Origin of the sequence: Flavobacterium hercynium (genome assembly GCF_002217285.1) — a bacterium.
GTDB classification, from domain to species: domain Bacteria; phylum Bacteroidota; class Bacteroidia; order Flavobacteriales; family Flavobacteriaceae; genus Flavobacterium; species Flavobacterium hercynium.
The window spans coordinates 33,999-52,788 of the sequence record NZ_MUGW01000021.1 but is presented as its reverse complement, the minus strand read 5'-3'; the positions used below and the strand labels follow the sequence as shown (position 1 = coordinate 52,788).

Genomic DNA, 18,790 nt, shown 5'->3' with positions numbered 1-18,790 from the left:
ATTTTTTAATCGGGCTTTTTGTTTGTTGTTGAATCGTTTATCTGTTTATTCGTTAAATCTTTCAATCTTTTAATTCTTCAATTTTTCAATCAAAATAATCTAAGTAGTCCAACAATCTAACAATCTAACAATCTATAGTTGAATCTGCCTATCAATTTGCTGATCTAATGATATAAAAGTTTCTGTTCTTGATACACCTTCGATGGCTTGTATTTTAGTGTTTAGAAGCTGCATTAAGTGCTCGTTATCGCGACAAATAATTTTAATCAAAACAGACCAGTTTCCGGTTGTGTAATGACATTCTAGAACTTCGGGTATTTTTTTTAAATCTTTTACGGCTTCTGAATTTCGGGAAGCTTTATCGAGATAAACGCCCACGAATGCCATTGTATTGTAGCCTAGTACTTTTGGGTTTACAGTAAATTTAGATCCCGATATAACACCGGATTGTTCCAGTTTTTTCAAACGCTGATGAATAGCAGCTCCGGAGATTCCTATTTTATTGGCGATTTGTAAAATAGGTTTACGGGCATCGTCCATGAGATAGCGAAGTATTTCTTTGTCGATTCCGTCGATTTCAATTAAGAGCGAGTTGATTTTCATGTGAATTGCAATTTGAAACTAATTTTGGTTTTTTGGTTTTAGTTGTAAATCAAATGTAATCAAAATGATTTAAAAAGAAAAATTCCAAAATCCAACAGTATGTCGTTAGATTTTGGAATTTTAGTGCCGATAAAAATCGGGAATATTGTAAACAGGATTATTTTCCTTTGTTTGCTTCGCTAATGTATTTTTCTAAAGCCATTGTCATCGAAGGTGTTTCAGGTGTTGGTGCAAGAATATCAATTCTTAATCCGTAATCTAAAGCCTCTTTTTGAGTAGTGCTTCCAAAAACCGCAATTCTGGTTTCGTTTTGTTTGAAATCAGGGAAGTTTTTAAATAATGATTTAATTCCAGTTGGGCTAAAAAACGCCAGAACATCATAATAAACGTCTGCTAAATCAGATAAGTCACTCATTACTGTTTTGTAAAAAACCGCTTGAGTCCAATCTACTTTTAAGCCATTCAAAGTTACAGGAGCGTCAGCATTTAATTGATCAGATGCAGGAAGCAGGAATTTTTCGTCTTTGTACTTTTTGATCAAAGGAGATAAATCAGCAAAATCTTTTGCTCCAACGTAAATTTTACGTTTTCTGTAGACTACATATTTTTGCAGGTAAAACGCAACGGCTTCTGATTGACAAAAATATTTCAGTCCTTCAGGAACTTTGTAGCGCATTTCATCGGCTACTCTGAAAAAATGATCTACCGCATTACGGCTTGTCAAAATAATCGCAGTGTAATGATTTAGATCAATTTTTTGTAATCTAATCTCTTTTGCGTTAACCCCTTCCACATGAATAAATGGTCTGAAATCAATTTTTATTTTGTGTTTTTGTTGGAGCTCAAAGTAAGGAGAATTTTCCACTTTAGGTTCAGGCTGTGACACCAAAATTGTTTTCACTTTCATATTATAAACATTTACTAAGCCACCTCTTTACTTATCCAATAATATATGAAATAATAAGGGGCTATTTCAAGAGCGCAAAGATATAAAATAAAATAAAATAACTTGCTCAATATTATATTTTGATGCGTTTTAATTGAAATAAAGTATGAGAATAGACTTATACAAAGCGCAATACCAATGATTACAAGCAGTACACTTTTTGGAATACCGTCGTGATAAAACAAAATTGCATTAAAAGGAAGGATTAATACACCTATGTAAGTTCTGTATGTTGCCTTTTGAAGGTTAAGAGTGTCGATAAATTCTTCAATATTGAAAGAAGTGGCCACAATTTTTTCTAATAAATATTTCGCCAGAATAAAATAAAGAAGGAAAGTCGCGATTTGAATAAATAGAACCCAATCTGTTTTTTCGGCATACCCAAAAGCATGCATAATCATTAAAATGAAAAAAGAAAAAGAGATAATCTGCACAAAAAATAATCCAACAATAAAACTTCCTTTCAGATTGCTGGTGTCACGATAAATTTTGGCGTATTTATCAGAAACAATTAATCTGCTAAACTCGCTAAATCTCGTTTCGTATGCTGATTTTGTAATAGCAATAAGAGCAAAGGCCAACACAAATAAAAATGTTGCCCAGTCTTTGTTCTCGATAATTCGGGGATTAAGGTGTTCTATCATAGCGGTACAAAATTAGTAATTTTTTGTGTCAATACTTTTATTATAGATTTATTATGAATCAAATGGCATAAAAAGTTTACTTTTGCCATGAAATTACGCAAAAAAATGAATGATTGTATTGTCATAATTCCCACCTATAACGAAATTGAGAACATAGAAAGTATAGTTAGAGCTGTTCTTTCTCAACATAAACCCTTTCATCTGTTAATTATTGATGATAATTCTCCGGACCATACTGCAGATAAAGTAGTTGCGTTGCAGGAAGAATTTCCTGATAGATTATTTTTAGAAAAAAGAGCTAAAAAAGCAGGATTGGGAACGGCTTATGTTCACGGTTTTAAATGGGCATTGGAGCGTCAGTATAATTATATTTTCGAGATGGATGCTGATTTTTCACACAATCCAAACGATCTTGAAAAATTATTTGATGCCTGTCATTTTGGAGGAGCTGATTTAGCGATTGGTTCCCGTTATGTAACAGGCGTAAATGTTGTAAACTGGCCTTTAAGCCGTGTGTTGATGTCTTACTTTGCTTCGGTATACGTGAAATTTATCACGGGAATGAAAATTCATGATGCTACAGCGGGTTTTGTTTGTTATAGAAGAGAAGTCTTAGAAAAGATAGGACTTCATAAAATAAAATTTGTTGGTTATGCGTTTCAGATTGAAATGAAATACAGAACCTATTGCGCAAAATTTAATATTACCGAAGTTCCAATCATTTTTACAGATAGAACTAAAGGTGTCTCAAAAATGAGTAATGCCATTATAAAAGAAGCTATTCTTGGTGTGATTTCACTTCGATTAAAAAAATTAGTCAATACATTATAAACCCATAACGATGAATAGGATTTTAATTAAAAATGCTAAAATTGTAAACGAAGGATCTATTTTTGAAGGAGATGTCCTGGTTGAAAACGACTTAATTGTTGAGATTTCAGATAGCATAAGCCTAAAAACTTCAGATTGTATTGTTATTGATGCCGAAGGGAATTATTTGATTCCGGGTGCTATTGACGATCAAGTGCATTTTAGAGAACCGGGATTAACACACAAAGGCGATATCGAATCAGAATCACGTGCTGCTGTTGCCGGCGGTATTACCTCTTTTATCGAGCAGCCGAATACAGTTCCAAATGCCGTTACTCAGGAAATTTTAGAAGAAAAATATCAAATAGCTGCTGTAAAATCATTTGCGAATTATTCGTTCATGATGGGAGCAACCAATGATAACCTTGAAGAAGTTCTAAAAACGAATCCGAAAAACGTTGCGGGAATAAAAATCTTTTTAGGTTCTTCGACAGGAAACATGCTGGTTGATAACGAAGCAACTTTAGAGAAAATATTTTCAAGTACTCCAATGTTAATTGCAGTTCATTGTGAAGATGAAACAACAATAAAAAATAACCTGGCTACCTTCAAAGAGCAATATGGTGATGATGTTCCTGTAACAGCACATCATTTGATCCGCAGTGCCGAGGCATGTTATATTTCATCATCAAAAGCGGTGGCGCTGGCAAAGAAAACAGGAGCGCGCTTGCATATCTTTCATCTTTCGACAGCAAAAGAAATGGAACTTTTTACCAATAAAATTCCATTAGAAGATAAAAAAATTACCGCAGAGGTTTGTGTACACCATCTTTGGTTTACAGATGAAGATTATAAAACAAAAGGCAATTTCATAAAATGGAATCCTGCTGTTAAAACTGCTGACGACAGAAAAGAACTTTGGAAAGCTTTAAATGACGGGCGTATAGATGTTATTGCAACAGATCACGCACCTCATACAAAAGAAGAAAAAAGCCAGTCGTATCTTAATGCTCCTTCTGGAGGACCGTTAGTACAACATGCTGTTGTTGCTTTGTTTGAAGCACATCACCAAGGTAAAATTACAGTGGAGAAGATTGTAGAGAAAATGTGTCACAATCCGGCAAAGATTTTCAAAATTGAGAAAAGAGGTTTTATTAAAGAAGGTTACTTTGCCGATTTAGTAATTGTAAATCCAAGTTTACCATGGAGTGTTAAGCCGGAAAATATTCTGTCTAAATGCGGTTGGTCTCCTTTTGAAAATTATACTTTTAAATCAAGAATCACACATACGTTTGTAAATGGTGAGTTGGTTTATAATAATTTTAAGGTAAAAGACATTCGCAAAGGAAAGAGATTATTATTTGATAGATAAAACAGAAATGAAGAACTTTTTAATCGTAATATTGGTTTTGTTTCTTGCTGTAAGTTGTAAAAAGGAGCTTATTCATGAGCCTAAGAAACTTATAGAAAGAGGAAAAATGGTTGATATTATGTGCGATTTAGCTTTGCTGGAAGCTATAAAATATAACAATCCTCTTTCGCTGGACTCAAATGATACCAGTACAAAAAGATTTGTGCTGCAAAAATATAAAGTGGACAGTTTGCAATTCGCGCAAAGCAACATCTATTATGCTTCTAATTACGAGACGTACAAAGATATGTTTGACGAGATTTCGCACCGCTTAGAAAAAGAGCAAAAAAAGGCAGATACTTTAGTAAAAATCGAAGAGAAGAAGAAGGCTGCAAAAGAAAGCAAGAAAAAGAAAGATAGTATAAAAGCAGCTTCTCCTGCAAAACCGACAGCAGTAAAATTAACGAAAGAAGATTCAATAAGAAAAGTACTGACTGATTCTTTAAGAAAAAGAAGAGGATTTGGTGCTAAGAAAAAATAGGTTAAAACCTCGATATATCTTTTATGTATTGATGTACATCTAAAAAAACCGTTCCCAGAGCGGTTTTTATTTTTTCATTAGAATACAGATTGTTAGAATAAGAAGCTTTTGCAGTTGCTTTCGTTAAACGTCTTTTCTGAAAAAATAATGTAGAAAATATCCCGTCAGCAATCCATAGAAAATTCATGAATAAAGGTTTTGCATGAATGTTTGGTTTTTTTACTTTCAAAGCTTCGGCTATAGTGTTTAGAATATCTTTAAAAACAATGTTATCTGCGATTAAAGTAAAGCGTTCATTTTTAATATCGCTTTTCATTAATTCAAATGCAATCCTGATCACATCTGTTACAGAAATAAAACCAGTACTTCCTAAGGTATAAAACGAAAGTCCGTTTGCGACTTTTGTATAAAGTTCAGCACTTCCTTGTGCACAGATTTTTGCAGTAGGAATTGGCCCCAGAATAACACCCGGATTAATGATAATAACATCCAAACCTTCCTGAAGTCCACGCCAAACCTCCATTTCCGCACCATATTTAGAAATGGCGTAATCACTGTGCGGTTTTTCGGGATTCCATTCAGTTTTTTCCGTTATAGAAGTTTCGTGAGCTGCTAAATCGCCCAAAGCGGCAATAGAACTTACAAAGCAAAATTTCTTTATGCCGTAAGCAATCGAAAAATTAACCATATTGGCCGTTCCTTCAATATTTGTTTTTCGTAGTTTATCTTCATCTTTCGGATCAAAAGAAATTAACGCAGCGCAGTGATAAACATATTCAATATCGGTAAAGGCAATTTCGAGGGCAGGAATGTCAAGGATGTCAGCTTCAAACCAAGAGATCTTTTGAAATAAATCTCCTTTTTTATAAAGTTCAAAAATAGATTTAGTTTTTTGAATATTATTTTGGCTGCGGTATATTGCCCGAACATTTTCTCCATTTTCAACTAAATGAAGTAATAAATGCGCACCCACTAAACCAGTTCCTCCTGTTACTAATATCATTTTGTAAAGATAAGGTTTTTTGTAAAGTTACAAAGTTAGTAGAGTTGCAAAGTTGCAAAGGTTTTTTTTGTAAAGCTACAAAGGTTCTGAGTTACAAAGGTGCAAAGGTTTTTATAAAGTTATAAAGTTGCTGAGCTGCAAACAACATGGTCTTAGTCTGATTATACCTAGGAATGTGATTTGAATCACTTTTGTTATACTTTTTGCGTATTGAAGTTGTTATTGCTTTTCATATTGATATTGTTATTGTTTTTTGACATTGACATTGCATATTGCCATTGCCATTGACATTGCATATTGCCATTGCCATTGCCATTGCTTTTTGATATTGCTATTGTTTTTTGCCATTGCTATTGCCATTGTCATTGAAATTTCCATTGCTTTTTGATATTGATATTGACATTGATTACATTTGCACAAATTATTTTAAAAATGAAGAATCTAGTTGAAGAATTAAAGTGGCGCGGGTTATATCACGATAGCATGCCAGGAACGGAAGAACAATTGCTGAAAGAAGTAACAACGGCATATATAGGTTTTGATCCAACGGCAGATTCACTACATATTGGTAGTATGGTTCAGATCATTTTATTGGTTCATTTAAAGAATTTTGGTCATCAGCCTATTGCTTTGGTTGGTGGTGCAACCGGAATGATTGGTGATCCATCTGGTAAATCTGACGAAAGAAATTTGCTGAACGAAGAAACGTTGGCTAAAAACGTTGCAGGTATTAAAAGCGTATTATCCCGTTTCTTAGATTTTAATTCAAAAGATACAAATGCTCCGGTTATGGTAAACAACTATGACTGGATGAAAGAATTCTCGTTTATCGATTTTGCTCGTGAAGTTGGAAAACGTATCACCGTAAATTATATGATGGCTAAGGATTCTGTGAAAAAGAGATTTGCCGGAGAAGGCGAAGGAATGTCTTTTACAGAGTTTACTTATCAGTTGATTCAAGGATACGATTTTTATCATTTATATAAAAACAACAACTGCGTTTTACAAATGGGAGGTTCTGATCAGTGGGGAAATATTACCACAGGAACTGAATTAGTGCGCAGAATGGGTGGAGAAGGAGCAAAAGCTTTTGCATTGACAACGCCATTAATTACAAAAGCAGACGGATCTAAATTCGGAAAATCTGAAGGAGGAAATGTTTGGTTAGATGCTGATAAAACTTCAGTATACAAATTTTACCAGTTTTGGGTAAACTCAACAGATGTTGATGCAGAGAAATACATCAAAATCTTTACTTTTTTAGATAAAGACGCGATTGATGCTTTAATAGAAGAACATAAAGCAGCACCACATTTAAGAGTTTTGCAAAAGAAATTGGCAGAAGAAATTACAATTTTTGTTCACTCTGAAGAGGAACTGGAAAAAGCAATTCAGGCTTCTAATATTTTGTTCGGAAATTCTACTGCAGATGACTTGAAGAAATTAGATGAGACTACTTTTTTAGAAGTTTTTGATGGTGTTCCTCAGGCAGAAATTGCAAAAGCAGACTTAGAGAACGGATTGGATATTATTACTGTTTTAAACGAAAAAACAGGTTTCTTTAAATCAAACGGAGAAGCAAGACGTGCCTTAACAGCAAATTCAATTTCTGTAAACAGAGAAAAGATAAAAGAAGATTTTGTATTAACAGCAAATGATTTAATCAACAATCAGTTTGTGTTGTTACAAAGTGGAAAGAAGAATTATTTCGTGATTAGAGTTGTTTAATCGATTATTTGTTTTGTCGTTTAATCGATTGTTGGAATCTTAATGGATAATATTCGATTTAATAAGTTGCAAAAGAGAGCGTTAATTATATGTGGAATTTTTATAGCAGGAATGATTTTCGGTTATATCTCTGGAAGATATAGATTTCATGAGTTTAGAATTCTATATCATTTTTTATGGATGTCCAATTATATTCTTGTTTTGTTTTCTTTTGTGTGTGGAATACTAAATGCTATTTTTGTTTCAAAAGAAAATTACAATTGGAAAACAAAACTGCTTTGGGGTAGTATAAGTTTATTACCTGTTTTGAGTTTTATTATTATGATTGCATTTGTAATACTAAGTTAATCGATTAAACAAATCAGCGATTAACCCAATCAACGATTAACCGATTAAGCAAATCATCAAATTAACGATTAAACAAATCAACGAATCAACAAAACTTAAAGAACCATTAGATTACAACCACGAATATCAGAATTATCAAAACGTCCCAATACCTCGAAAGAGTTGTTGGGATTTTTTTTGCCTAAATCTTGTGTGGCAATAAAGGAGCAAGAATTTATATTAGCTAAATCAATCACATTTATTCCGCCTGTTTTTCCATCTTTTACATAAGTCAAAGCGTCTTCCGGATCACGAACAAGAATATGCATCCAGGAAGGACATTCGAATACGCCTTCTCCAAGAGAATACGCTTGCGCAAGTAATTCGGTCATGCCATATTCTGAATGAATCGCAGATACGCCAAAACCTTGGCAAAGTTGTTCGTGCAATTCCTCGCGAATCATTTCTTTACGTTTGCCTTTCATTCCTCCTGTTTCCATAATAATGGTGTTTTGAAGGTTGAATTGATGTTTTTCAATCAAATCCAACAAAGCATAAGTTACGCCAATCAGAATTACATTTTGACCTGCTTCATCAAGAGCCGTTAATTTTTTAATTAAGTCGTCGTGATTGTGCAAATAAAACCCGCTCTCTGCCTGATTAGATAACTTTATAAGATCTTCGACCATATAAATAAGCGAAGACCCATCTCGTTCAAGATAAGACGGTAAAAGGGCTAAAACAACGTAATCTTCGATATTGCCATAAAACTGAGAAAATCCGTTACGATAACTATCCTCATAAAGTGACACATCTGTAACTAAATGGCGGCTGGTAACCATTCCGGTTGTACCACTGCTGGTAAAAGTAACCTGTGGAAGATCTGAATTAGAAACAACTTCGTGACTTTTGAAAAACTGTATTGGTAAAAATGGAATTTGCTGTAGTGATTTTACTTCTTGCGGATTAACTTTTAAAAAATTACAGAAATCACGATATACCACGTTATTCTCGTGTTGAAAACGAAAAACTTTAAGGGCTATTTTTTCAAATTGCTTTTGACTTGAAATCGTAAATATATCGTTGGCTGTAATCAAAACTTTTTTTGTGCAAAGATATAAATAATTGCAGCACGTAAAAGCAATAAAAAAAGCCTCAAATTTCTTTGAGGCTTATGGTGTATTTATTTCGATTTTATCGGATGATCAATTTTCGTGTTGCTGTGGTGTTTTCTTCTGTTATTTTAATGATGTAAACACCCGGAGTCAAATCAGCAACGTTTAATTCTTTTGAAGTTAAATGAGCCTGAAGCACTTTTTTCCCTAAAAGGTCAAAGACAACAATTTCTTTTTCTAAATCATTTCGGGATGAAATATATACTTTGCCGTTTGTAACGGGGTTAGGATACAAGCTAAGTCCCTCAATAGTAGCAATTACTTCCTGAGGTTTTGACGATTGTTTACTATCCTGAGCATAAGTCCCAGTTGTAAATAAAAAAGCCAGTAAGAGTATTGTATAAAAGTAGTTTTTTGCCATCGCGAAATTTTAGAATAGTAAATATAATAAAAAAAAATTACAAAAATTGCACCAAAAAAAAACATCCTGAGTTTTTAGGATGTTTTTAACATTTTGTTTTCGAGTGGATTAGCGTAATGTCAATAATAGCGGGCTAAGAGCCAATCTTAAACTTTTACTTTTTAAGCAAAAAAAAGAAACACTCTAAAAATTAGAGTGTTTCTTATTATAATATGTTGCTGTCTTTTAGATTATAGACCTTTTGTCCATCCTTGAGCCCAAGTAGGAACTCCTGAACCGTTTCCAGCTCCAGTTGCATCAGCTTTTTCTGTGAAAACTTTAAAAGCGTCAGCTTCAGCTAAAGTTGTATTATCTGTATTTTTAGCTACAGCTTTTGAAGTTACATCTTCGAAAGAAACATTAGTTGCGATTAAATCAGTTCCAATATATCCAACAGTTTCAGTGTGTTGAACATCAAAACCAACTTTCCATCCTTTTAATACAACGTTGTCAAACTTACCTTTAGTTCCAACTCTTAATTTGAAAGCTTGAGACTCTGAACTTGTATCGTTTGAACCAAAACCAATTAAAGTTATGTTTTTAATTGTTGGGAAAGAAATTGGAGTAGCTAAGTGGTTGTTAGAATTGTTATCAGCTTCGATACCTCTGTTACCAGCGTTTGTTCTGATTCCATACCAGTTTTCACCATTTCCATTCCATCCTTCAGTCCAGTCAAATAAATCATCACCTACTAATGCAGCATCTTTGTTAGAAACTACTAAGTGTTTTGCATCAACAGTTCCACCGAACCACTCGAATCCGTCATCAGAGCTTTCGAAAATTTGAACGTAATCAATAACAGTTCCTTTTCCAACTCCAAATAAAGAAAGTCCGTTGAATTCTTTATCAGCAGTGTAAGCGTAACCAGGATATTCGATTCTTAAATATTTAATTGATCCAGAGTTATCAGCAGCATCAGTTCCACCGTAAGCTAAGTCAGAAACTTCAGCTTGAGCAGTTGTTCCTTTGTTGATTGGAGCTTTTCCACAGATTACTAAACCACCCCAAGCGGCTGGTTTTTTATCTGTAGCTGTAAAAACAACAGGAGTTGTAGCTGTTCCTTGAACGTCGATTTTTCCACCTTGAGAAATTGCGATATATCTGATAGACTCAAGTTTTGTTATGTCTAATGTAGTAGCTTCAACAGTTACTCCGGCTTTGATAGTAAGTTTTGCACCAGCATTAACTACTAATTTTCCTGTAAGTTTGTAAATTCCAGATTCTAAAATAACTTCTCCATCTTTAATCTCTCCTTGAAGATTGTCTCTGTTTACCACGAATGTAGAAGATGGTACTTCAACTACTGGTTCGTCATTGTTGTCGCTAGAGCAAGATGTTGTAAGTGTTACAAGCGATAGTGCCGCTAAACCGAAAATTTTTGAAATTGTGTTTTTCATTACTTTTTTTAATTAGTTTGTGTTTATGCAAAGTTGAGAACTTAAGACCGAATCAACGTTAAGCTGTTGTAAAGCGTTTGTTATATGTTTTTTAATCGAATGTTAAGGAATTGATAAGTCAATCCCTTAACCTCTTTTTTATTGTAATTGGTAATTTACTCCTAAACCAAATGTCATTCCTTTTTTATAGTTGAAAACAAGTACGTCTCCACCAGCATTCTCCTGAACTCTTTTGAATTCCGGATTTAAAAGGTTTCTTGCTCCAAAATCAATTCCTAGGCTTTTGTTTAGTTTAGTTTTGAAAACAAGGTCTAATGAACCCATAGCTTTGTCAACTAAATTCCCTTTCCCTTCAGATCCAATTGCGTATAGTTTGTCAGAGTAATGATTGTAGGCAAGTGTTGCCATGATACCAGAATCATTTTTGAAATTTTTGGTATAAGATAAATCAGCATTCAAAATTAAATCAGAAGCTCCTGTAAAACCTGAATTGGTATCTGTAAGGTTAATGTTCATTTTGTTTTGTGTCTCTTTTTGAACTTTTAACTTGTCGATATCCTGATATGTTTTCATTAAAGAAGCATTAAAACCAAAAGATAATTTGTTTGTATATTCTCCTTCAATTTCAAAAATGTTTTTTCTTGCTTCTAATTCAACTCCGTAAGCGTAACCTGTATCTCCAATGTTTACCCATGAAATGTCATTTGATGCAGAGGCAACAATTACCTCATTGATTGGATCTAAGATATATTTTCCGAAAGCAGTAACAGAAAACAATTCGTCACTTTTTGGGAACATTTCCCATTTAAGGTCAAGATTGTAATTTTGTGAAGGATATAAATTTGGGTTACCAATTTTAGTCTCCATTACATCTTCATAGATAAACAAAGCACGTTCTTTAAACTGAGGTAATGTATACGTCTTGCTTGCAGCCAAACGAAGATTTTGTTTTTCGTTCAATTCATATTTCAATGCAACACTTGGTAAAAATTCATTTCTGTCAAATGTATTTGTTCCTCCTCCTGCATCAAGTTGTGTTCTCCAGTTCACTGTTTGCGATATTTTTTCATATCTAAAACCTAAAACAGAGCTTAACTTGTCACTTAGTTTGTATTCTATATTTGCAAATCCAGCGTGAATATCTTGCTTACCATCGTAAGTTTGAGGTGTCATTCCAGCAAAAGAACTGATAGAGAAAACACCGTTGTTGTAATTTTGCTGATTAAAGAAAGAATCTAAATTATTTGGATCTACAGCAGTATTTTGACCAATCTGGCTTATAGGGAAGTTAAATTGAATAGCTTCGAAATCACGTTTTTTAAATTTACCATTATAACCTGCTACAATTTTCCCTTTAGATTCTCCAGCTTCTTTATCGCCTAGTTTGTAAGTAAAAGCAAGATTAGCAGCTGCTTCATCTTCTTTCAAATTTTGATAGTATCTGTTGTTGTCAGTAGTTGTTCTTTGAGCAATTGTATAGATTCCAGTTGCTGTGTTGCGGAACATCTTGTTTTGAGTTCTGTCCGGCATATCACCTTTAACGGTGTTGTATGAAACTCCCCAGTCAAAATCAATTTTATCAGTCACTTTGTGGTTTCCTAACAATTGGTTGATGTAAACAGTGTTTTGTGTGAATGTACCTCTTTGAACGAGAAGACTAGCATTTTCATTATCATAATCACGATCACTTCCAAAATAAGTATCTCTGGTTTGTTCAGATGAATTGATAAATAAGAAGTTATATCCAATTTTATGGTTTTTGTTAAGGCGATAGTTCGCATTAAACATTCCTGTAGTATTCGTGTTGTACGTATACTTTTCTTGTTGGAAAGATTTTAATGACGCAGCCTGAGCATTCACACTTTGACTTAATCCTTCTCTATATTCGAAACCATTGTTAAAACTTGCAGTTCCAAAAACGCTAAGTTTTCCTTCTTCACCAATGTTGAAAGTTTTTCCTGCTTTTACATTAAAGTTTCCTCCATAAGGACTTTCTTTTCCAGGATTAAGACTGTTTTTGAAATTATATCCGTCTAAAGCATTTTGTGGAACACCGTAAGAAACAAAACCTGTTTTACTTGGACCTTGTGATAATAAAAAGTTATCCGCGTTTTGTAATGCGTTAGTGTTTACTTTAGATCCTAATGAAATTTCGAACATTCCTTTTCCGCGGTAATCTTTAGAAACGATATCTACATTTCCTCCGGCGAAGTCACCATACATTCTTGATCCATAAGATTTGTCGATTGAAATATATTCAACAATGTCAGTTGAAAAAAGGTCAAGAGCAATGTTTTTTCTCTCCGGATCATTTGAAGGAATTGGTAATCCATTCATAGAAGTAGAGTTGTAACGGTCACCAAGTCCTCTAACATATACGTTATTGCTTCCTTCTTGTTTAGAAACTCCAGAAGTTTTTGCAACGGCAGCAGCTACATCGCCCACACCTTTTCTTGATAATTCCTGTGCACCAATTGACTGTTTAATGTCAACTGCATTTTTTTGCTCTAAAAGCAAAGCTGATTCTTTTTGTTTGCTTACTGCAGCAGATTTTACTACTACATCCTGAAGTGTATAACCTCCTGAAGTAAGGACTTGGTTAACAGTTGTAGTTTGACCTGCAACTACAGTTACCGGTTTCTCAACAGATTCGTAACCAACGAAACTAAAAATTATAGTGTAATCTCCAGGATTAACACTTAGCGAATATTTTCCGTCAAAATCAGTGTTAGCGCTAATGTTTGTTCCTTTTAATAGGACATTTGCAAAAGGTAGTGCTTGATTGTTTGATTCTTTGTCTGATAATACACCAGAAATCGTACCTTTGTTTTGTGCGATCGAAACCGAACAGATAAATAATGTAATTAATAGAAATTTTAAATTGAATTTCATCTTAGTTGTGTTTAATTTATTTTTTGGCAAAGAAAGAACCGTACTGTAAAGTTCATGTTAGGCACTTGTTATGTTTTTGTGTGCTGTAGATTATCAAATTGTTACGAGATTAAATTACCGTTAACAGGGAAATTTAACGGTTGATTTATTATTATATTTACCATCGCAATCAAAAAACATCAGATTTATAACAATAAAATCTGATGATAAAACTCAATTTTTGCTACTTTATGAAAAAAACACAAACCAAGATTTTATTGGTCGACGACGAACCGGATATTCTGGAGATTGTAGGCTATAACCTTGCTCAGGAAGGCTATCAAATTGTAACAGCTTCAAACGGAAAAGACGCTATAGCAAAAGCCCAAAAAGAAATGCCGGATCTAATTATTATGGATGTGATGATGGCAGAAATGGACGGTATGGAAGCTTGTGAACACATCAGAAAAATTCCGGAATTAAATAACGTTATTATAACATTTTTGACGGCAAGAAGTGAGGACTATTCTCAAGTTGCTGGTTTTGATGCTGGTGCAGATGATTACATTACCAAACCAATAAAACCAAAATTATTGGTCAGCAAAGTAAAGGCTTTGTTAAGAAGGTTAAAAGAACAAGAAGTCGTTAGCGATACTCTAAATGTTGGCGGAATCGAGATTAACCGTGAAGAATATAAGATTATTAAAGGCAATGTAGAAATTGCTTTACCAAGAAAAGAATTCGAATTGTTTTATTTATTAGCTTCAAAACCTGGAAAAGTTTTTAAAAGAGATGAAATTCTGGATAAAGTCTGGGGCAATGAAGTAGTGGTTGGAGGCAGAACAATCGATGTTCATATCAGAAAATTACGCGAAAAGATTGGTGAAGATCTTTTTAAAACAATAAAAGGAGTAGGTTACAAATTTGAAGTTTAGATTTTAAGGTACTGAGTTTCTTAGTTGCTAAGTTACTAAGGTTTGAGATTCAACATTAAATCAATCTGACACATAAATATAAACCATATAAGGAGTTAAAGATCGTTTGAACTTTAATTTTTTATATGGTTTTTGAGTTAACTTTGTTTCGTTCAAATGATAATTCAGGAGAATTTTTTAGCTCGATAACAACATACAAACATTCTTAATCTCTAAATGATTAAATAGTATCAATGAAAATTAATTTTAAAAAAACATACAAATTTGCTATAAAATCGGCATTGTACATAAGTCTCTTTTCAACAGGCTTTGTGCTTGTATTAATGTCCTTGTTTTATAAAAGTCAATTAAAACATCAAGTTGCATTTGGATCAATTTTTATAGTTTCCATTTATATTTTTTCATTTCTGGTTTTGCAGTACAGAGTAGAACGTTTCATTTACAGAAGGGTTAAGAAAATATACGATGAGGTTTCGTTATTGGAATCTACTACACTTATTAATCAGCCTATTACTACTGATATGGAAACACTTTCACGAGAAGTGAAAAAGTTTGCTACAGATAAAAAACTCGAAATTGAAATGCTCGAAATCAGAGAACAATATCGAAGAGAGTTTTTAGGAAACGTTTCGCATGAACTTAAAACACCTTTGTTTACCGTTCAGGGTTATGTTTCGACTTTGCTTGACGGTGCAATGGATGATAAAAATATCAGAAAAAAGTACTTGAAACGTGCCGAGAAAGGTGTGGAGCGCTTAATCTATATTGTCGAAGATTTAGATATGATTACCAAACTGGAATCGGGTGATCTGGATTTAATGATTACGGATTTTGATATTGTTGAGCTGATCGAGAATGTTTTTGAATTATTAGAAATGAAAGCTGATAAAAAGAAAATCACTTTGGGTTTTGAAAACAAGAATACCAAATCTTTAATCGTTCGCGGAGATCAGGACAGGATTCAGCAGGTTTTAGAAAATCTGATCGTAAACTCTATTAAATACGGTAAGGATGGCGGATCAACAGAAGTTGGTGTTGTAAACCTTACCAAGAAAAAAGTTTTAATTCGAATTAGTGATAATGGAGAAGGTGTTGAGAAACAAAATATTCCCCGACTTTTCGAACGTTTTTACAGAGTAGATAAAAGCGGAACCCGATCTGAAGGAGGTTCCGGTTTAGGACTTGCAATCGTAAAACATATTATCGAAGCGCATAAAGAAAAAGTATATGTTGAAAGTGAATTCGGAATTGGATCTGAATTCTCGTTTACACTCGAAAAAGCGCATAAAAACGTGAAAGCAGAAGTTAAATAATTGTAAGTTTAAATTCTGATAAGCACCTTAGAATAAAGTTTATCAGTACGATTAATAGTTGCATAACGATTTAGAAACAAATCTTCTTATTATGATAACGCCCTGTTAATGATTTATTAACATTGGTGATACATCTTTGCATCCTGAAATGTAGTGCATTAGATAAAAAAAATGATAAAGAGAAAAATAATTGCAGTTTTATTGCTAATTACGTGTGTTGCCAATGCACAGGATTTAAAAAAAGAAGATGTAAAGAAAGAAGTAATTCGCCTTCTGGATTCCATCAATAATGCAAAACTTCCCGATACCAAATCAGGAGTTAGTAATAATGAACATTGGTACGACAAAATCTCTTTAAGAGGTTATGCACAAATACGTTACAATGGTTTGTTTTCTACAAATGACAAAGTATCTTGTGATCAGTGCGACAGATCGTGGGGAACAACTTCTACAGCTCCGGACGCACAGGCAAACAACGGACTTTTTATCAGACGAGCCCGTTTAGTATTTTCAGGTCAGGTACATTCTAATGTGTTTTTCTACTTTCAGCCTGATTTCGCAAGTTCACCAAGTAGTGGTATTCAAAATTTTGTTCAGATTCGCGATTTGTATTTCGATGTTTCTTTTGATAAAAAAAGAGAATATCGCCTTCGCGTAGGGCAAAGTAAAATCCCTTACGGTTTCGAAAATATGCAATCAAGTTCGCAGCGATTAACGTTAGATCGTAACGATGCTATGAACAGTGCCATACAAAACGAGCGTGATTTAGGAATGTTCTTTTATTGGGCACCAAAAGAAATAAGAGAACGTTTTGCAATGTTAGTCAAAGATGGTTTTAAAGGATCGGGTGATTTTGGCGTTTTTGGTCTTGGTGTTTACAACGGACAAATTGCGAATAGATTAGACGGAAACAGAGACTTAAACGTAGTAGCGAGAGTAACATATCCTTTTGTTATTGGCAGTCAGATTATTGAACCAGGAATTCAGGCATATACCGGAAAATGGGCTTTTACAGGAGAAGTTTCACAAGGAGTTGCCGTAAACGATCCGCAGTATGTAAAAGACCAGCGAGTGGGAGCAACCTTTGTTTTGTATCCCAGACCTTTTGGAATTCAAACAGAATACAACGTTGGTACAGGTCCTCGTTACAATTCCGTTACCAATGCGATCGATGAAACCGATCTAAATGGAGGATATGTAATGCTGAATTATAAATTAGATCTAAAAAAACAGCGTCTTTATCCGTTCGCAAAATTTCAATATTACGATGGAGGAAAAAAATATGAAAAAGATGCCAGAAGTTATGTTGTTAGAGATTACGAAATTGGTGTAGAATGGCAACCAATGGAAGCATTTGAACTTACAGCACAATACGTTATTGCAGACAGAACTTTTCAGGACAGCGCACTTCCTGTCAACAGACAGCAAGGAAACTTACTAAGATTGCAGGCGCAGTTTAATTTCTAATATTAGTCTTCAAAAATAGAAAACATAGCGTCCCAGTCGATTTCGTTTTGAAATTGAGATAAACCTTTAAACGATTTTACTTTAGAAAGATCTTCGATAGTAAAGTCGTTTTGCATTGCATAAGGAACCAGATTTTCATTCTGAAGTTTTATAGCAAGATATTCCTGCTCATATTGCCCTGGAGTCGGTATAAAAAAAGCTTTCTTTTCCAGCTTAGCTAAATCCATAACCGTAGTATAACCAGAACGGCATAAAACCAAATCACTTTCATTAAACGTTTGTTCCAATTGTTTAGAGTTCATGAAGTTGTAATACGTTACATGCTCTATTTCTTCTTTTGTCTGCGTTTTTTCGACCACACCTTTTACAAACACTACCTTGCCTTCGTAGCGTAACACTTCTTTTTTTAGTTTTTCTTCCAAAAATGTACGTTGAGGTTCTGGACCAGATAGAATAACCATTAAATCATATACTTTTGGAGTCTCTTTTTTGCGCATTCTGCTTAGCGGGCCAATATACTTTAGGTTAAGATCATTTGTTTTAAGATGACCCAATTCTCCCGTTAGATTTATTTCAGCATCAGTATCAGGAATCCAGCATTCCGTATATTTTTTCATAATTTCCTGATGACACTTACTCGTAAGCCAGGTTGTATTTCCGGTCATAACATTCAATTGATGTGTCATGAATACAGAAGGAACTTTTTTGCTGTAAACACCCAATCGATTATCAGAAATGATACCATCGATACCGTGTTTTTTAATCCACGATTTCACCATTTTTTTCTCGTCTAAAATGGCGGTTATCATTTTGGGTAAGTTTTTAATCAGTTTCCATTTAAAATTTTTACCATTCTTCGCATATTCAATATGATAAGAAGGTAATTCAAGCGTTTGAATATAAGGAAATTCTTTTCTTAATAAAGCTAGCGCAATACCATCTGATGCAATGATCGGAATGTAATTGTTGTCCTGAAGTGCTTTTATTATAGGTATACATCTTGTAGCGTGACCTAACCCCCAATTCAATGGAGCTACGAGAATAGTTTTGTTTGCAGAATATTCAATACTCATATTTACTTGCTTTTTGACGAAGATATATAAATATGTCTTTTCTGTTATTTCGAGGATATTACTAAATTATTAACTCTATTGTAAAGTTTAGCTGATAAAACAGTGAAAAAGGTTAAATCAAAAGAGATCATGTTGTTGTATTGTGAAGAAATTTAAAATAATACAATTTTATTCTTAAAAAAAAGAGACTAATCTTTTTTGATTAG

17 protein-coding genes are annotated in these 18,790 nt (G+C 33.7%); 7 read left to right on the top strand and 10 right to left on the bottom strand.

The window, feature by feature from the left end; all coding sequences use genetic code 11:
* Positions 1-132: 132 nt before the first annotated feature.
* The 3 genes from B0A66_RS11125 to B0A66_RS11115 form a co-directional block, all read right to left on the bottom strand.
* Entirely contained in the window at positions 133-603 is a 471-nt protein-coding gene (locus B0A66_RS11125; protein ID WP_035681816.1) for an Lrp/AsnC family transcriptional regulator, read from the bottom strand.
* A gap of 157 nt (positions 604-760) precedes the next feature.
* Positions 761-1,510 (bottom strand): uroporphyrinogen-III synthase, encoded by a 750-nt coding sequence (locus tag B0A66_RS11120; RefSeq protein WP_089049911.1) that lies wholly within the window; start codon positions 1,508-1,510, stop codon positions 761-763.
* Between the two features lie 14 nt (positions 1,511-1,524).
* Complete coding sequence (locus B0A66_RS11115) at positions 1,525-2,193, bottom strand: DUF4271 domain-containing protein (protein ID WP_089049910.1); 669 nt, start codon at positions 2,191-2,193, stop codon at positions 1,525-1,527.
* A 105-nt stretch (positions 2,194-2,298) separates the two neighbouring features.
* Here B0A66_RS11115 and B0A66_RS11110 point away from each other — a divergent pair, with 105 nt between their 5' ends.
* From B0A66_RS11110 to B0A66_RS11100, 3 genes are read left to right on the top strand one after another with little or no spacing between them, the layout of a single operon-like run.
* The gene (locus tag B0A66_RS11110) at positions 2,299-3,024 is read left to right on the top strand and encodes a polyprenol monophosphomannose synthase (protein WP_089049921.1); all 726 of its coding nucleotides are present in this window, start codon (positions 2,299-2,301) and stop codon (positions 3,022-3,024) included.
* A 10-nt stretch (positions 3,025-3,034) separates the two neighbouring features.
* The gene (locus B0A66_RS11105) at positions 3,035-4,375 is read left to right on the top strand and encodes a dihydroorotase (protein WP_089049909.1); all 1,341 of its coding nucleotides are present in this window, start codon (positions 3,035-3,037) and stop codon (positions 4,373-4,375) included.
* A 7-nt stretch (positions 4,376-4,382) separates the two neighbouring features.
* Entirely contained in the window at positions 4,383-4,895 is a 513-nt protein-coding gene (locus B0A66_RS11100) for a DUF4296 domain-containing protein (protein WP_089049920.1), read from the top strand.
* A 1-nt stretch (position 4,896) separates the two neighbouring features.
* On the opposite strand, the gene B0A66_RS11095 is transcribed toward B0A66_RS11100, so the two are convergent.
* Together B0A66_RS11095 and B0A66_RS23200 are read right to left on the bottom strand one after the other, a co-directional pair.
* Positions 4,897-5,898 carry an NAD-dependent epimerase/dehydratase family protein gene (locus tag B0A66_RS11095; RefSeq protein WP_089049908.1) on the bottom strand — a complete coding sequence of 334 codons (1,002 nt, stop codon included), beginning with the start codon at positions 5,896-5,898 and terminating at the stop codon, positions 4,897-4,899.
* Between the two features lie 243 nt (positions 5,899-6,141).
* On the bottom strand, positions 6,142-6,276 hold the full coding sequence (locus tag B0A66_RS23200; RefSeq protein WP_262490200.1) for a hypothetical protein: 135 nt from the start codon (positions 6,274-6,276) through the stop codon (positions 6,142-6,144).
* A gap of 54 nt (positions 6,277-6,330) precedes the next feature.
* Between B0A66_RS23200 and tyrS the strand changes: the two genes are divergently transcribed.
* Positions 6,331-7,626: a tyrosine--tRNA ligase gene (gene tyrS / locus B0A66_RS11090; RefSeq protein ID WP_089049907.1), complete on the top strand. Its 1,296-nt coding sequence runs from the start codon at positions 6,331-6,333 to the stop codon at positions 7,624-7,626.
* 443 nt (positions 7,627-8,069) lie between these two features.
* Here the strand turns inward: tyrS and B0A66_RS11080 are convergent, their stop codons facing one another.
* From B0A66_RS11080 to B0A66_RS11065, 4 genes are all read right to left on the bottom strand, one after another.
* Positions 8,070-9,050 carry a LuxE/PaaK family acyltransferase gene (locus B0A66_RS11080; RefSeq protein WP_089049905.1) on the bottom strand — a complete coding sequence of 327 codons (981 nt, stop codon included), beginning with the start codon at positions 9,048-9,050 and terminating at the stop codon, positions 8,070-8,072.
* 97 nt (positions 9,051-9,147) lie between these two features.
* Positions 9,148-9,489: a T9SS type A sorting domain-containing protein gene (locus B0A66_RS11075; RefSeq protein ID WP_089049904.1), complete on the bottom strand. Its 342-nt coding sequence runs from the start codon at positions 9,487-9,489 to the stop codon at positions 9,148-9,150.
* A 230-nt stretch (positions 9,490-9,719) separates the two neighbouring features.
* Positions 9,720-10,925: a hypothetical protein gene (locus B0A66_RS11070; RefSeq protein ID WP_089049903.1), complete on the bottom strand. Its 1,206-nt coding sequence runs from the start codon at positions 10,923-10,925 to the stop codon at positions 9,720-9,722.
* Between the two features lie 138 nt (positions 10,926-11,063).
* Entirely contained in the window at positions 11,064-13,817 is a 2,754-nt protein-coding gene (locus tag B0A66_RS11065) for a TonB-dependent receptor (RefSeq protein ID WP_089049902.1), read from the bottom strand.
* A gap of 230 nt (positions 13,818-14,047) precedes the next feature.
* Between B0A66_RS11065 and B0A66_RS11060 the strand changes: the two genes are divergently transcribed.
* From B0A66_RS11060 to B0A66_RS11050, 3 genes are all read left to right on the top strand, one after another.
* Positions 14,048-14,731 (top strand): response regulator transcription factor, encoded by a 684-nt coding sequence (locus B0A66_RS11060; RefSeq protein ID WP_089049901.1) that lies wholly within the window; start codon positions 14,048-14,050, stop codon positions 14,729-14,731.
* Between the two features lie 233 nt (positions 14,732-14,964).
* The gene (locus B0A66_RS11055; RefSeq protein WP_089049900.1) at positions 14,965-16,044 is read left to right on the top strand and encodes a sensor histidine kinase; all 1,080 of its coding nucleotides are present in this window, start codon (positions 14,965-14,967) and stop codon (positions 16,042-16,044) included.
* Between the two features lie 171 nt (positions 16,045-16,215).
* Positions 16,216-17,511: a porin gene (locus B0A66_RS11050; protein ID WP_089049899.1), complete on the top strand. Its 1,296-nt coding sequence runs from the start codon at positions 16,216-16,218 to the stop codon at positions 17,509-17,511.
* A gap of 2 nt (positions 17,512-17,513) precedes the next feature.
* Here the strand turns inward: B0A66_RS11050 and B0A66_RS11045 are convergent, their stop codons facing one another.
* The gene (locus tag B0A66_RS11045; protein ID WP_089049898.1) at positions 17,514-18,584 is read right to left on the bottom strand and encodes a glycosyltransferase; all 1,071 of its coding nucleotides are present in this window, start codon (positions 18,582-18,584) and stop codon (positions 17,514-17,516) included.
* Between the last annotated feature and the right edge of the window lie 206 nt (positions 18,585-18,790).

Coding starts and splice junctions, on each gene's coding strand:
- B0A66_RS11125 (WP_035681816.1), bottom strand. CDS start 603: ATGAAAATCAACTCGCTCTTAATTGAAATCGACGGAATCGACAAAGAA.
- B0A66_RS11120 (WP_089049911.1), bottom strand. CDS start 1,510: ATGAAAGTGAAAACAATTTTGGTGTCACAGCCTGAACCTAAAGTGGAA.
- B0A66_RS11115 (WP_089049910.1), bottom strand. CDS start 2,193: ATGATAGAACACCTTAATCCCCGAATTATCGAGAACAAAGACTGGGCA.
- B0A66_RS11110 (WP_089049921.1), top strand. CDS start 2,299: ATGAATGATTGTATTGTCATAATTCCCACCTATAACGAAATTGAGAAC.
- B0A66_RS11105 (WP_089049909.1), top strand. CDS start 3,035: ATGAATAGGATTTTAATTAAAAATGCTAAAATTGTAAACGAAGGATCT.
- B0A66_RS11100 (WP_089049920.1), top strand. CDS start 4,383: ATGAAGAACTTTTTAATCGTAATATTGGTTTTGTTTCTTGCTGTAAGT.
- B0A66_RS11095 (WP_089049908.1), bottom strand. CDS start 5,898: ATGATATTAGTAACAGGAGGAACTGGTTTAGTGGGTGCGCATTTATTA.
- B0A66_RS23200 (WP_262490200.1), bottom strand. CDS start 6,276: ATGGAAATTTCAATGACAATGGCAATAGCAATGGCAAAAAACAATAGC.
- tyrS (WP_089049907.1), top strand. CDS start 6,331: ATGAAGAATCTAGTTGAAGAATTAAAGTGGCGCGGGTTATATCACGAT.
- B0A66_RS11075 (WP_089049904.1), bottom strand. CDS start 9,489: ATGGCAAAAAACTACTTTTATACAATACTCTTACTGGCTTTTTTATTT.
- B0A66_RS11070 (WP_089049903.1), bottom strand. CDS start 10,925: ATGAAAAACACAATTTCAAAAATTTTCGGTTTAGCGGCACTATCGCTT.
- B0A66_RS11065 (WP_089049902.1), bottom strand. CDS start 13,817: ATGAAATTCAATTTAAAATTTCTATTAATTACATTATTTATCTGTTCG.
- B0A66_RS11060 (WP_089049901.1), top strand. CDS start 14,048: ATGAAAAAAACACAAACCAAGATTTTATTGGTCGACGACGAACCGGAT.
- B0A66_RS11055 (WP_089049900.1), top strand. CDS start 14,965: ATGAAAATTAATTTTAAAAAAACATACAAATTTGCTATAAAATCGGCA.
- B0A66_RS11050 (WP_089049899.1), top strand. CDS start 16,216: ATGATAAAGAGAAAAATAATTGCAGTTTTATTGCTAATTACGTGTGTT.
- B0A66_RS11045 (WP_089049898.1), bottom strand. CDS start 18,584: ATGAGTATTGAATATTCTGCAAACAAAACTATTCTCGTAGCTCCATTG.